Annotated in this window: 13 protein-coding genes and 2 tRNA genes; 7 read left to right on the top strand and 8 right to left on the bottom strand. The window is 71.0% G+C overall.

The features are described 5' to 3' along the window. The first annotated feature begins 35 nt into the window (after positions 1-35). Both OEIGOIKO_RS27760 and OEIGOIKO_RS27755 read left to right on the top strand, forming a co-directional pair. The gene (locus tag OEIGOIKO_RS27760; RefSeq protein WP_125056279.1) at positions 36-965 is read left to right on the top strand and encodes a hypothetical protein; all 930 of its coding nucleotides are present in this window, start codon (positions 36-38) and stop codon (positions 963-965) included. A 33-nt stretch (positions 966-998) separates the two neighbouring features. Then, complete coding sequence (locus OEIGOIKO_RS27755) at positions 999-1979, top strand: hypothetical protein (protein WP_125056278.1); 981 nt, start codon at positions 999-1001, stop codon at positions 1977-1979. Between the two features lie 101 nt (positions 1980-2080). On the opposite strand, the gene clpX is transcribed toward OEIGOIKO_RS27755, so the two are convergent. The 5 genes from clpX to OEIGOIKO_RS27730 form a co-directional block, all read right to left on the bottom strand. Continuing rightward, complete coding sequence (gene clpX / locus OEIGOIKO_RS27750; protein WP_030020546.1) at positions 2081-3370, bottom strand: ATP-dependent Clp protease ATP-binding subunit ClpX; 1290 nt, start codon at positions 3368-3370, stop codon at positions 2081-2083. A 163-nt stretch (positions 3371-3533) separates the two neighbouring features. Continuing rightward, on the bottom strand, positions 3534-4217 hold the full coding sequence (locus OEIGOIKO_RS27745; RefSeq protein WP_031001865.1) for an ATP-dependent Clp protease proteolytic subunit: 684 nt from the start codon (positions 4215-4217) through the stop codon (positions 3534-3536). 68 nt (positions 4218-4285) lie between these two features. Then, positions 4286-4888, bottom strand: coding sequence for an ATP-dependent Clp protease proteolytic subunit (locus OEIGOIKO_RS27740; protein WP_030020548.1), 603 nt, complete (start codon positions 4886-4888; stop codon positions 4286-4288). A gap of 324 nt (positions 4889-5212) precedes the next feature. After that, on the bottom strand, positions 5213-6601 hold the full coding sequence (gene tig / locus OEIGOIKO_RS27735) for a trigger factor (RefSeq protein WP_125056277.1): 1389 nt from the start codon (positions 6599-6601) through the stop codon (positions 5213-5215). Positions 6602-6926: 325 nt separating this feature from the next. Next, positions 6927-7003, bottom strand: a tRNA-Pro gene (locus OEIGOIKO_RS27730). A gap of 214 nt (positions 7004-7217) precedes the next feature. On the opposite strand from OEIGOIKO_RS27730, the gene OEIGOIKO_RS27725 reads away from it, so the two are divergent. From OEIGOIKO_RS27725 to OEIGOIKO_RS27715, 3 genes are all read left to right on the top strand, one after another. Beyond that, a tRNA-Gly gene (locus tag OEIGOIKO_RS27725) sits at positions 7218-7288 on the top strand. Positions 7289-7357: 69 nt separating this feature from the next. Next, positions 7358-7546 carry a hypothetical protein gene (locus tag OEIGOIKO_RS27720; protein ID WP_125056276.1) on the top strand — a complete coding sequence of 63 codons (189 nt, stop codon included), beginning with the start codon at positions 7358-7360 and terminating at the stop codon, positions 7544-7546. Between the two features lie 117 nt (positions 7547-7663). Beyond that, positions 7664-8041 (top strand): arsenate reductase family protein, encoded by a 378-nt coding sequence (locus tag OEIGOIKO_RS27715; protein WP_125056275.1) that lies wholly within the window; start codon positions 7664-7666, stop codon positions 8039-8041. 46 nt (positions 8042-8087) lie between these two features. Here OEIGOIKO_RS27715 and OEIGOIKO_RS27710 read toward each other — a convergent pair whose 3' ends face one another. Further along, entirely contained in the window at positions 8088-8282 is a 195-nt protein-coding gene (locus OEIGOIKO_RS27710; protein ID WP_030020551.1) for a hypothetical protein, read from the bottom strand. 574 nt (positions 8283-8856) lie between these two features. Here OEIGOIKO_RS27710 and OEIGOIKO_RS27705 point away from each other — a divergent pair. Further along, the gene (locus OEIGOIKO_RS27705; RefSeq protein WP_125056274.1) at positions 8857-10044 is read left to right on the top strand and encodes an acyltransferase family protein; all 1188 of its coding nucleotides are present in this window, start codon (positions 8857-8859) and stop codon (positions 10042-10044) included. A gap of 36 nt (positions 10045-10080) precedes the next feature. Here the strand turns inward: OEIGOIKO_RS27705 and OEIGOIKO_RS27700 are convergent, their stop codons facing one another. Further along, positions 10081-10875 (bottom strand): ABC transporter ATP-binding protein, encoded by a 795-nt coding sequence (locus OEIGOIKO_RS27700; RefSeq protein ID WP_125056273.1) that lies wholly within the window; start codon positions 10873-10875, stop codon positions 10081-10083. A gap of 325 nt (positions 10876-11200) precedes the next feature. Here OEIGOIKO_RS27700 and OEIGOIKO_RS27695 point away from each other — a divergent pair, with 325 nt between their 5' ends. Beyond that, complete coding sequence (locus tag OEIGOIKO_RS27695; protein WP_125056272.1) at positions 11201-12394, top strand: cation:proton antiporter; 1194 nt, start codon at positions 11201-11203, stop codon at positions 12392-12394. Between the two features lie 50 nt (positions 12395-12444). Here the strand turns inward: OEIGOIKO_RS27695 and OEIGOIKO_RS41830 are convergent, their stop codons facing one another. Continuing rightward, positions 12445-12612, bottom strand: coding sequence for a hypothetical protein (locus OEIGOIKO_RS41830; protein ID WP_170251878.1), 168 nt, complete (start codon positions 12610-12612; stop codon positions 12445-12447). Positions 12613-12616: the final 4 nt, after the last annotated feature.

Here is a 12616-nt window from a genome sequence, read left to right as displayed (position 1 = left end):
GGACGCCGTCAGTCGCTACGAGGGGAACCCGCTCCATGAGCTTCAACCAGCCGCCTCCCGGCCCGTACGGCCAGCCGCCGCAGCAGCCGGGACCGTACGGTCAGCCCGCGCCGCAGCCGGTCGGGCAGCCCCAGTACGGCTACCCCCAGCAGGGCGGCCAGGTCCCCCCGCAGCAGCCTTACGGCTATCCGCAGCAGGCTCCTCAGCCCGGCTACCCGCAGCAGCCCCAGGCGCCGTACGGACAGCCGCCGCAGCCCGCCCCTTACGGGCAGCAGGCCGGCGGCTACGGTCAGCAGCAGCCTCAGGGCGGCGGCAAGGGCAAGGGGATGAAGATCACCCTCAGCATCGTCGCGGCGGCGGCCGTGGCGGGCATCGGCGTGGGCGCCTACTACGCGTTCGGGCCCGGCGGGGACGTGGCGCCCTACACGATCTCCATGCCGGACAACCTGCTCGGTACGTACAAGAAGGCGGCGGGCAAGGACGAGACGAAGGACGAGTCCAACGACGCCGAGACCAAGGCCCTCGGCATCACCGAGGGCACCAGCGTCCAGGGCAGCTACGCGAACGAGAAGGGGCAGCCGCTGCTCGTCACCGGTGTCTACGGCAAGGTCGCCGACCCCAAGAGCACGGTGAACAAGATGGTCGCCCAGATGGAGAAGAAGTCGGAGCGGACCGACACCCAGGGCGCGAAGGTGGACGTCGTCACCCCGGTGACGGAGTTCTCGCCCGACGGCTTCGACGGCTCGGTCATGAAGTGCAAGGCGGTCAAGGGCACCGCGTCGCGGGCCGGCCTCACCGCGACGTCCACGGTGACCTGGTGCATCTGGGGCGACTCCAGCGCGGTGGGCGTCGTCATCAACAACGGGGTCGAGGCGCCCACCAAGTCCACCGGCCCCGCCTTCTCGGCCGAGCAGTTCTCCGAGAAGACCCGCGAGATCCGCGACGCGGTGCGCCACGAGAAGTGACGGCCGCGGCCGTACGCAGGGGGAGGACACGTCATGAGCTTCAACCAGCCGCCGCCGGGCCCTTACGGGAGCAGCGGGCAGCCGCCGCAGGGGCCGTACGGTGACAGCGGGCAGCAGCAGCCGCAGGGCGGAGGCTTCGGCCCGCCACAAGGACCGCCTCAGGGAGCGCCGCAAGGGCCTCCTCAGGGACCGCCGCCCGGCCCGTACGGGTACGGTGCGCCCCAGCAGCCGCCGGGCGCGCAGCAGCCGATGCAGCCCCCGCAGTACCCGCAGTTCCCGCCGTCAGGGCCGCCCGGCCCGTCCGGCGGCGGCAGCGGGAGCACCGGCAAGATCATCGCCGGGGTGACCGCCGGTGTCGTGCTCGTGGGCGCCATCATCGGCGGGGCCGTGATGCTCGTCTCGGGTGACGGCGGCAGCGGTCCGCCGCGGGCCCGTGGCGCCGAGTCCGCCGCTCCGGGGACCGGTTCCGGTGCCTCCGGCCCGTCCGAGGAGAAGCCGTCCGCGGAGGACGGCGGGCAGCGGATGCGGCTGACGACGCCCGCGACGGTCGACGAAGGCGCGTACACGCTGGAGAAGGACAAGGCGGCGCTGCAGCGCGAAGGCCGCACGCTGGGCGCGCCGCCGCCGGGCATCACGCAGGAGATCGCCCGCTACCGGGGCACCCGCGGCAGCGGGACGACCGCCCTGGTGATCTCCGGCGGCTACGGCACCATCGGGGACCCGGACACCGTGGTGGACAACATGTTCCGCGGCGTGGCCACCGGGGGCACCACGGTCGTGCGGCAGCGCGAGACGTTCCGGCCCGGCGGGGCGGACGGCACCGTCACGATCGACTGCGAGGTCGTACGGAACCCGTCGTTCGGCCACGCGCCGGTCTGCGGCTGGGCCGACGGCTCGACCGCCGCCGTGCTGCTCTACCTCAACGGTGAGCTGCGCTCCCCCTCGGACATCAACCTGTCGCAGTACGCGGACACCACCGCCGTGGTGCGCGGCGAGACCCGTACCCCGCGGTAGCCGGGCCGCCGGAACCCTGCGTCGCAGCCGAGCGAAAGGGCCGCCTCGCGACCGGTGGTCGCGGGCGGCCCTCGCCGTCCGTGCGGGGGGAACGGACGGCGCTACGCGCTCTTCTCGTGGTGTTCGCCCGACTCACCACCGCGGTTGCGCGGCACCAGCGTCGGGTTCACGTTGGAGTGCACGACCTCTTCGGTGATCACGACGCGGGCCACGTCCTTGCGGGACGGGACCTCGTACATCACCGACTGCAGGACCTCTTCCATGATGGCGCGCAGGCCGCGCGCGCCGGTGCCGCGCAGGATCGCCTGGTCGGCGATGGCCTCCAGCGCCGGGCGGTCGAAGTCCAGCTCCACGCCGTCCAGTTCGAACAGGCGCTGGTACTGCTTGACGAGCGCGTTGCGCGGCTCCAGGAGGATCTGGAGGAGCGCCTCGCGGTCGAGGTTGTGCACCGAGGTCAGCACGGGAAGCCGGCCGATGAACTCCGGGATCATCCCGAACTTCACCAGGTCCTCCGGCATGACGTCCTGGAGCTGGTCCTTGGACTCGATCTCGCGCTTGGAGCGGATGTTGGCGCCGAAACCGATGCCCTTGGCGCCGGACCGGGCCTCGATGATCTTCTCCAGACCCGCGAACGCGCCGCCCACGATGAACAGCACGTTCGTCGTGTCGATCTGGATGAACTCCTGGTGCGGGTGCTTGCGCCCGCCCTGCGGCGGCACCGAGGCGGTGGTGCCCTCCAGGATCTTCAGCAGGGCCTGCTGGACGCCCTCGCCGGAGACGTCACGGGTGATCGACGGGTTCTCGCTCTTGCGGGCGACCTTGTCGATCTCGTCGATGTAGATGATCCCGGTCTCGGCCTTCTTGATGTCGAAGTCCGCGGCCTGGATCAGCTTGAGGAGGATGTTCTCCACGTCCTCGCCGACATAGCCGGCCTCCGTCAGCGCCGTCGCGTCGGCGAAGGCGAACGGGACGTTGAGCATCCGGGCGAGCGTCTGCGCGAGCAGCGTCTTGCCGGAGCCGGTGGGGCCGAGCAGCAGGATGTTGGACTTGCCGAGCTCGATGCCGTCGTCGCCGCCGCGCGCGCCACCGTTCTCACCCGCCTGGACCCGCTTGTAGTGGTTGTAGACGGCGACCGAGAGCGCCTTCTTGGCGGGCTCCTGGCCTACGACGTAGCTCTCCAGGAACTCGTAGATCTCCCGGGGCTTGGGCAGTTCCTCCCAGCGGACCTCGGAGGTCTCGGCGAGCTCCTCCTCGATGATCTCGTTGCAGAGGTCGATGCACTCGTCGCAGATGTACACACCAGGCCCCGCGATGAGCTTCTTCACCTGCTTCTGACTCTTCCCGCAGAACGAGCACTTGAGCAGGTCGCCGCCGTCACCGATGCGTGCCACGAGGTGCTTCCCCTTCGCCTGGGATCCGCATTGCTCCGCGGACCCGGGTGCTTGCCTATCGACGGTACCTTGCCGGGCCCCCCGTACGGGCCCCCCTTGGACCGACTCGGTCAACCCGGTCCAAGGGGGCGTTGTGTCCGGCTCATTTCGCGACGGGTCGCGATCAGACCGAGGCGGCCGTCTTACGGGTCGAGACGATCTGGTCGACCAGACCGTACGCCAGGGACTCCTCGGCGGTCAGGATCTTGTCGCGCTCGATGTCGTCGCGGATCTTCTCGATCGGCGTGGTGGAGTGCTTGGCCAGCATGTCCTCCAGCTGCGTACGCATCCGGAGGATCTCGTTGGCGGCGATCTCCAGGTCGGAGACCTGGCCGCGGCCGGTCTCGCTGTACGGCTGGTGGATCAGCACCCGGGCGTTGGGCAGCGCCATCCGCTTGCCGGGGGTGCCGGCGGCGAGCAGCACGGCCGCGGCGGAGGCCGCCTGGCCCATGCAGACCGTCTGCACGTCGGGCTTGACGAACTGCATCGTGTCGTAGATCGCGGTCAGCGCCGTGAAGGAGCCGCCGGGCGAGTTGATGTAGATCGAGATGTCCCGGTCCGGGTCCATCGACTCCAGGCACAGCAGCTGCGCCATGACGTCGTTGGCCGACGCGTCGTCGATCTGCACGCCGAGGAAGATCACGCGCTCTTCGAAGAGCTTCGCGTACGGGTCGTACTCGCGCACGCCCTGCGAGGTGCGCTCGACGAAGCGCGGGACGATGTAGCGGGACTCGGCGGGCAGGCCCTGGAACTCTGCCTGCGGGGCGTCGTGGCGCTCGTAGAGGCTACGGCCGGGGAAGTTGTTCATCTGGAGGTTCACCGTCCTGGTGGCGGTCAAAGGGGCTGGAGTCGGCTGCGTGGCGAGTCGTCCGGGGCTCAGGCCCCGGTGCCGCCCCCGCCCGGAACGCCCGCCGCGGTGGTCATGACGTCGTCGATGAGGCCGTACTCCTTGGCCTCCTGCGGGTCGAACCAGCGGTCGCGGTCGGAGTCGCGGGTGATCTGCTCGACGGTCTGGCCCGTGTGCTGGGCGGTGAGCTCCGCCATGCGCTTCTTGGTGTGCAGCAGCCGCTCGGCGTGGATCTTGATGTCCGACGCGGAGCCCGCCAGGCCCGCGGAGGGCTGGTGGATGAGGATCTCGGCGTTGGGCAGCGCGAAGCGCTTGCCCGGGGTGCCGGCGCTCAGCAGGAACTGGCCCATCGAGGCGGCGAGGCCCATGGCGATGGTCACCACGTCGTTCTTGATGTACTGCATGGTGTCGTAGATCGCCATGCCGGCCGAGATCGAGCCGCCCGGGCTGTTGATGTAAAGGAAGATGTCCTTGTCCGGGTCAGCGGCGAGGAGCAGCAGCTGCGCGGTGATCTTGTTGGCGATGTCGTCGTCGACCGGCTGGCCGAGGAAGATGATCCGCTCGCCGAGCAGCCGGTTGTAGACCTGGTCGCCGAGGCCACCGAAGGTCGGCTCAGCGGCGGCGGAAGGCATCGGGATCGTCACGTGTCCACCTGCTCGTTGTCGGACGGCCCAGGGCCGTCTCAGCGTCGTCTTCTGGGGCGCGGGGAGGGCGCGGCGTGCTCCGCCGGCGCCGTTACGGCTAGTCCCCTGCCCTCGTATCTACGGACCCTAACGCGCTGGTCGGCGGGCGCCATCCCGCATTGTCAACTGTTCGCTGTGAGCGCAGGCTCACCGGCGTTCACGGGCCCTGACGACGTACGGGCCCGAACACGCGGGCGTGGCGTGTTCGGGCCCGTACGTCTACTGGCGCTGCGGGGCGGCCGGGGCCGCCCGTGCGACCGGAAGGGCCGGGGCTCAGCCCTCGGTCTTCTCGGCCTTCTCGGCGTCGGTGCTCTCGGCCTCGGAGGCCTCGACGGTCTCGGCCGTCTCGTCCTCGTCGTCCAGGTCGACGACCTCGCCGTTGGTGTCCTTGACCGTGGCGGCCTCGACGACGACCGCGAGGGCCTTGCCGCGGGCGACCTCACCCACGAGCATCGGCACCTGGCCGCCCTCGACGACCGCCTGGGCGAACTGGTCGGGGGACATGCCGGAGGACTGGGCGCGGCGCATGAGGTGCTCGGTGAGCTCCTCCTGGCTGACGTTCAGCTTCTCCTTGTTGACCAGCTCGTCCAGGATGAACTGGGTCTTGATGCCCTTCTCGGCCTGCTCCTTGGTCTCGGCGTCGAACTCTTCCTCGGTCTTGCCCTGGATCTCCAGGTACTTCGCGAGGTCGAGGCCCATCTGGCCGAGCTGGTGGTTGACCAGGTTGTGCTTGCGGGTCTCGATCTCGTCCGCGAGCAGCTTCTCCGGCATCGGGACCTCGACCAGCTTCAGCAGCTCGTCGAGGACCTTCTCCTGGGCCTGGGTGGCCTGGTCGTACTTCTTCATCTGGGCGAGGCGCTTGGCGCTGTCGGCGCGCAGCTCCTCCAGCGTGTCGAACTCGCTCGCCAGCTGCGCGAAGTCGTCGTCCAGCGCGGGCAGCTCACGGGCGGCCACGGCGGTGACGTCGACCTTGACCTCGGCCTCCTTGCCGGCGGCGGAGCCGCCCTTCAGCTCGGAGGTGAAGGTGCCGGTCTCGCCGGCCTTCAGGCCCTTGACGGCGTCGTCGATGCCGTCCAGCAGCTCGCCGGAGCCGATGGTGTAGCTGACGCCCTGGGCGACGCCGTCCTCCAGCACCTCGCCGTCGACCTTGGCCTCCAGGTCGACGGTGAGCACGTCGCCGTCCTCGGCGGCGCGCTCGACCGGGGTGGTCGAGGCGAAGCGGTCGCGCAGCTGCTCGACCGACTTGTCGATGTCCTCGTCCGACACCTCGACGGCGTCGACCTCGACCTCGATGCCGGAGTAGTCCGGGATCTCCAGGGCCGGGCGGATGTCGACCTCGGCGGTGAAGGTCAGCAGCTCGCCGTCCTTCAGCTCGGTGATGTCGACCTCGGGCTGGCCGAGGACGTTCAGCTCACCCTCGTTGACCGCCTCGGTGTAGAACTTCGGGAGCGCGTCGTTGACGGCCTCTTCCAGTACGGCGCCGCGACCGAACCGCTGGTCGATGACTCGGGCCGGGATCTTGCCCTGGCGGAAGCCCTTCACCGTGACCTGCTGGTTGATCTTCTTGTACGCCGCGTCGAGGCTGGGCTTGAGCTCCTCGAAGGGCACCTCGACAGTGAGCCGAACCCGGGTCGGGTTCAGGGTCTCCACGGCGCTCTTCACGGTTCGGTCTCCTTGGGGCTGACTTCTGGGGTTCTGCTTGAGATCTGCCGGCGCCTGGAGCCCAGGCGCCCTGCGGACCGCGCCCGGGAGAAAGACACACGGGCACGCAGCTTGCATAGTAACCGCAAGCGGGTTGGCACCCGCAATGTGATCTTGACGGGCGGCTTACGGGCCCGTCCGCCCGGAGCCGGACCGGGCCGCGGAGCCGGGCCCCGCGGGCGGCGGGCGCGCCGCGCCCGGAGCGCCGGAGACCGGGCCGGGACGCCGTACGGCCGAACGCCTTGCGGCTGGTACGGCCCGTACGGCGGAACGTGGAAAAACCTGCTGGTCGGGGTGGCCGGATTCGAACCGACGACCTTCCGCTCCCAAAGCGGACGCGCTACCAAGCTGCGCCACACCCCGTCGGTGCGACACGTAGGGTACATGGCCGTGGACGGCACGGCTGCCGGATATCCATGGACATGGGCCGCGGACCAGGGGGCGCACGGTGCACCGGCAGGGGCGCACGGGCCGCGGACGGCCGCTGCCGCCGGCCGGAACGGGGCGGAGTGTGCGGTGGACCCGGGTGACCCGCTACGATGCACTGCGTGCCGCGGTCACCCGACCGGCGGCGCATGCGGGCGTAGCTCAATGGTAGAGCCCCAGTCTTCCAAACTGGCTACGCGGGTTCGATTCCCGTCGCCCGCTCGGTGTGGTTCAGGGCCAGGTCAGAGGTTTTCTCGGCCTGGCCCTGAGCGTTTTCCGGGACAGGGGGCCATGGCCAGGAGGCGGTACGTCGCCCGAGGCGTGCCCGGCGGCTACCGGATCCGGGACAACCGGGGACGGCGCTGGTGGGGCGACCTCTACGAGCTGTGCCCCGACGAACTCGTCGAGGAGCTGAACCGTGGGGCCGACCCCGCGAAGCTCACGGCACTGATGAAGCGGTACCGGGCCCTGAAGCGGTAGCCCCCGGCCGCTCCGGCCGGCACGGAGGCCGGGCCGCCGTCGCCGCCCGACTGCCGTTTCTTGTCATCTCCTGACCAAGGCCGACCGCACCCCGGGGGCGCTCACTAAGGTGACGGCATGGAGATCTGGCTCAATCCCGCGTGTTCCAAGTGCCGTAGCGCCGTCGACCTGCTGAACGAGGAGGGCGCGGACTACACCGTCCGCAGGTATCTCGAACAGCCTCCGACCGCCGCCGAGTTGCGGGAGGTGCTGGGCCGGCTGGGGCTGGAGCCGTGGGACATCACGCGCACGCGCGAGGCCGAGGCGGCGGAGCTGGGCATCGGCGGCTGGGAGCGTACGGACGCCACGCGGGAACGGTGGATCGAGGCGCTGGCCGAGCGGCCGCGGCTGATCCAGCGGCCGATCATCACGGCGGACGACGGCACGGCACTGGTCGGGCGCAGCGAGGAGGCCGTGCGGGAGGCGGTCGCGCGGAGCGGACGCGACGACCGCTGACCGTCCCGGCCGGGCCCGCGCACGGCGGGTGCGGGCCCGCGACGCGCTAGAAGCTGATGTTGTTGATCGTCTCGGCCACCGAGTTCAGGAACCGGTTGATGGACGGCGCGATGCCGGTGGAGGCGAGGAAGAAGCCGAAGAGGATGGCCACCAGCGCCGGTCCCGCCTTGAGCGACTTGCCGCGTATCAACACGATCATGATGATGCCCAACAACAGCACGACGGACAGCGAAAGAGCCACAACTGATCACACCCTCGGTCGGAACGCCTGGCCGGCCCCGGAAGCATGCAGCCGCGCACACCCCCGCTCGGCACCATCGTGCCACCAAGTCACTGCCCAGTGGAGGCGGGTGGCGAATCATCGGCCAAGGCTTTGCCTGCGAACCGGACGGACGCGCCGCCGGGCACGGTCGGACGCCGGTCCGGGGCCCGGGAATTGACGCCCCGGCACACATTCGGCCGCGCGGCCGGAACCGTACGCGGCGCCTGGCCGGATGCCGCCGCGCGGACCGGCTCCCTTTTGTGCACACGTGAATTCCTGAGGCGCCTGCGCGCTCGCCGGGCGACCACCGCGCCGACATACCGGTAGCGAAGCGGACATCGCCCCCGGGCCCGCGACGGGGCATATGCCCTCGCGTAAGCGGATGACGCACCCCGGGTCAGATATTCACCGGCCCTCCGGAAAATGCGCGAAAGCGCGCCCGAACCGTCCGCCAGCCGCTCCCCGAAAGGGAATTCCCACCGCGCCACGCCGGTATTGCGCATTCGGCGCAGAAGGTTTTACGCATTCCCCGGCCGCCACTAGGGTGCGTCAGATGTTTCCCGCTGCGCCGACCCCGCGACGTGTGCTTCCCCCGGCCGCCGGGCCCCCTGCCCCGGACACGGCGGTCCCCGCCGCGGACGCCCCGGGCGCGGGGCATCGGGCCGCCGGGCAGGCAGTGACGGAGGCCGCGCGGCCTGCCGCCGGGGCGGGTCGGGAGGCCGCCGGGAGCGGCCGGGACGCTTTCTTCGACAATGCGAAGTATCTGGCGATCGTGCTGGTCGCCATGGGGCATTCCTGGGAGCCGCTGACCGGCCTGAGCCGCACGGCCGGGGCGCTCTACATGACGGTGTACGCCTTCCACATGCCGGCGTTCATCATCATCTCCGGGTATTTCTCCCGCGGTTTCGATCTGCGCCCGGACCGGCTGCGCCGGCTGATCACCGGTGTCGTGGTGCCGTACCTCGTCTTCGAGACCGCCTACACGCTTTTCGCGCGCTGGGCGTACGACGACCCGGACCTGCCGGTCAGTCTCCTGGACCCCTGGTATCTGACCTGGTTCCTGGCCGCGCTGTTCGTGTGGCGGCTCACGACTCCCCTGTGGCGCATCGTCCGCCGGCCGGTCCCCCTGGCCCTGGCCGTGGCGGTTCTGGCGTCCGTGTCCCCGGAGGTCGGTGACGACCTCGACATGCAACGGCTGCTCCAGTTCCTGCCGTTCTTCGTCCTGGGACTGAACCTGCGGCCCGAGCACTTCGCGCTGGTACGGCGGCGGGCGGCACGGATCGCGGCGGTGCCCGTCCTCGCGGCCGCCCTGGTGCTGGCCTACTGGGCGGTGCCGCGGATGACCTCGGCGTGGTTCTACCACCGGGAGAGCGCGCAGGAGTTGGGGGCGCCCTGGTGGACGGGCGCGGTGATGACGCTCGCGACGTTCGGCTGCTCGCTGGTTTTGACCGGCTGCTTCCTCGCGTGGGTGCCGGCCCGCCGTACGTGGTTCACGGTGCTGGGCGCCGGAACCCTGTACGGCTACCTGCTGCACGGCTTCCTGACCAAGGGCGCCCGCTCCCGCGGCTGGTTCGACGGCCACACGTGGTTGCACACGCCGCTCGGCGAGATCGCGGTGAGCCTGACGGCGGCGGTCGCGGTGACGGCGCTGTGCACCCCGCCGGTCCGCAGGGCCCTGCGCTGCGTCGTGGAGCCCAGGATGACGTGGGCGTTCCGGAAGGAGCCGGTCCGCCAGGACTGACGGCCACCGGCGCGCCCACCCCACACCTCTGCTCCCTCAGGCGGCGGCCGCCCCGCACGAATGACCGGTCAGGGCCGCCGTCCGCGCGGCGACCCGCTCGGGCGAGGGGCGCTCCATGCCGTCGACGAGCGCGCCGTCGGCGAGGAAGAGCACCCGGTCGGCCCAGGAGGCCGCCACCGGGTCGTGGGTGACCATGACGACCGTGGTGCCGAGCCCGTCGGCCGCGTACCGCAGCAGGCCGAGGATCTCGGCGGCGGCTGCGGCGTCGAGTGCGCCCGTCGGTTCGTCGGCGAAGACCACGTCCGGCCCGGTGACCAGGGCGCGGGCGACGGCGACACGCTGCTGCCGGCCGCCGGAGAGCCGGCCGGGGCGCCGTCCCGCGTGCCTGCCGAGGCCGACGCGGGCGAGCACCTCGGCGGTGCGCCGCCGGTCGGCGTACCGGCCGGCGAGCCGCATCGACAGGGCGACGTTCTCCTCGACGGTCAGCGACGGCAGCAGGTTGAACGCCTGGAAGACGAAGCCGAGGCGTTCGCGGCGCAGTGCGGTGAGCCGGTCCGTCCGCATGCGGGTGATGTCCGTACCGCCGACGCGGACCGTACCGCCGGTCGGCCGGTCCAGGCCCGCCGCGCACCGGAGGAGGGTGGACTTCCCGGAGCCCGCGGGCCCCGTCACGGCGGTGAAGCCGCCGTGCGGCAGGTCGAGGTCGATGCCGCGCAGGGCATGCACGGCGCCGGCGCCGTCTCCGTACTGCCGCCGGACGCCGCGCAGCTCCACGGCGCAGGTGCCGCTCCGCTGCCGCCGTCCGTCCCGGTCTTCGTCACGCTGGCCCATCGTGCCGCCCCTCGTCTCGTACGTCCGGTCGCCCTGTGACCGTACGGAGCGGGAGTGAACCTGGACCATGGCGGCTGCCGGTGGCTCCCGGGTGGGGAAAACCCGAGGCAGGTCTCTCGTCGGGAGGCCCGGACAGGTCCCGGAGGCGGGTCGGTGAAGGAGCGGGCAGGAGCGGCGAGCGCAGCATGCGGTGCGCCCAGGGGCACCGGCCCCGAAAAGTCGTTTGGTAAACTAACCATTAACGCTTTCTTGACTCCCCCTTGACCGAACATCGTCCGGCCGAACCTCTGGAGGAGCCATCGGACACGCACAAACCCTCCTCGCGATGGGCGGGGCCTTCCTGGCCGCAGCCGTCCTCGCCCGTCTGGGCAGCCGCATCGGGCTCCCCACGATCCCCCTGTTCATCCTGGCCGGGATACTGCTCGGCCCGCACACCCCCGGCATCGCCCTGGTCGACGATCCGCACGAGCTGGAGATGCTCTCCCTGCTGGGTCTGGTGCTGCTGCTCTTCTACCTCGGCCTCGAATTCCACATGGACGACCTCAAGGAGGGCGGCCGGAGGATGGCCGTCGCCGGGGCCGCCTATCTGGCGCTGAACGTCGGCGCCGGTCTGGTCTTCGGCTTCCTGGTCGGCTGGGGCACCTCCGAGGCGCTGGTCCTGGCCGGGGTGCTCGGCATCTCCTCGTCGGCGATCGTCACCAAAGTCCTCATGGACACCGGCCGGCTCGGCAATCCCGAGACCAAGCCGATCCTCGGCATCATCGTGGTCGAGGACATCTTCCTCGCGCTCTACCTGGCCGCGCTCCAGCCGGTGATCTCCGGCGCCGACTCGATGGCCTCGGCGGTCCTCGACGCGGGCAAGGCGTTCGGCTTCCTGCTGCTGCTCGCGGTGGTCGCCCGCTGGGGGACGGCGGTGATCGGCAAGCTGATCGCCACCAAGGACAACGAACTGCTGGTCATCTCCTTCCTGGGCGCCGCCGTCTTCGTGGCGGGCGTCTCGGAGTGGTTCGGCGTCGCGGACGCGATCGGCGCGTTCATGGTCGGTCTGATGCTCGGCAGCACCAGTTCCGGCAAGAAGATCATGGAGCTGGTGCATCCGCTGCGGGACGCCTTCGGCGCGATCTTCTTCTTCGCGTTCGGGCTCTCCATCGATCCCGGCGACCTGCCGTCGGTGGTGTGGCCGGTGCTGATCGCGGTGGCGCTGACCCTGCTGATGAACGTGCTCGCGGGGCTGGCGGCCGCCCGGATCTACGGCTTCGGGCCGCGCCCGGCCGCGAACATCGCCACCGCGCTGCTCGCCCGGGGCGAGTTCGCGCTGATCCTGGCGACCATGGCGGCGGGCGCCGGGCTGGACGAGCGGCTGGCACCCTTCATCGCCGGGTACGTGCTGATCCTGGCCGTCCTGGGGCCGCTGGCGGCCGGCCGGTCGGCCTGGCTGGCGCGGGTCCTGCCGGGCGGCGGGGGCCCGGACGCGCCGACGGGCAGCGGGCAGCCCGAGCCCGCGGCGGCCGGCAGGTAGCGCGGGCAGGTCGGCCCGTACGGCTCACCGCCGCCGCGCGGGCCCGGCGGTCACGGCCGCTCGCCCAGGGCTCGCGCGGCAGTGGGCGGCCGGTCTCCAGCAGCGTCTTGAGGCTGGCCGGCACCGTCGGTGAGGGCGTGCCGGACCTGCTCCGGCGTGCTCTCGACGTACGTGACGTAGCCGCAGGTGAGAGTGCCTGCCGCCCGTGTGCCTGCCATGCGT

The organism is Streptomyces paromomycinus (assembly GCF_003865155.1).
GTDB classification, from domain to species: domain Bacteria; phylum Actinomycetota; class Actinomycetes; order Streptomycetales; family Streptomycetaceae; genus Streptomyces; species Streptomyces chrestomyceticus.
Note: the sequence above shows the minus strand (reverse complement) of the source record. Positions and strands in the feature narration are given on the sequence as shown.

Coding starts and splice junctions, on each gene's coding strand:
- OEIGOIKO_RS27760 (WP_125056279.1), top strand. CDS start 36: ATGAGCTTCAACCAGCCGCCTCCCGGCCCGTACGGCCAGCCGCCGCAG.
- OEIGOIKO_RS27755 (WP_125056278.1), top strand. CDS start 999: ATGAGCTTCAACCAGCCGCCGCCGGGCCCTTACGGGAGCAGCGGGCAG.
- OEIGOIKO_RS27745 (WP_031001865.1), bottom strand. CDS start 4,217: ATGAACAACTTCCCCGGCCGTAGCCTCTACGAGCGCCACGACGCCCCG.
- OEIGOIKO_RS27740 (WP_030020548.1), bottom strand. CDS start 4,888: ATGCCTTCCGCCGCCGCTGAGCCGACCTTCGGTGGCCTCGGCGACCAG.
- OEIGOIKO_RS27720 (WP_125056276.1), top strand. CDS start 7,358: ATGGCCAGGAGGCGGTACGTCGCCCGAGGCGTGCCCGGCGGCTACCGG.
- OEIGOIKO_RS27715 (WP_125056275.1), top strand. CDS start 7,664: ATGGAGATCTGGCTCAATCCCGCGTGTTCCAAGTGCCGTAGCGCCGTC.
- OEIGOIKO_RS27705 (WP_125056274.1), top strand. CDS start 8,857: ATGTTTCCCGCTGCGCCGACCCCGCGACGTGTGCTTCCCCCGGCCGCC.
- OEIGOIKO_RS27700 (WP_125056273.1), bottom strand. CDS start 10,875: ATGGGCCAGCGTGACGAAGACCGGGACGGACGGCGGCAGCGGAGCGGC.
- OEIGOIKO_RS27695 (WP_125056272.1), top strand. CDS start 11,201: ATGGGCGGGGCCTTCCTGGCCGCAGCCGTCCTCGCCCGTCTGGGCAGC.
- OEIGOIKO_RS41830 (WP_170251878.1), bottom strand. CDS start 12,612: ATGGCAGGCACACGGGCGGCAGGCACTCTCACCTGCGGCTACGTCACG.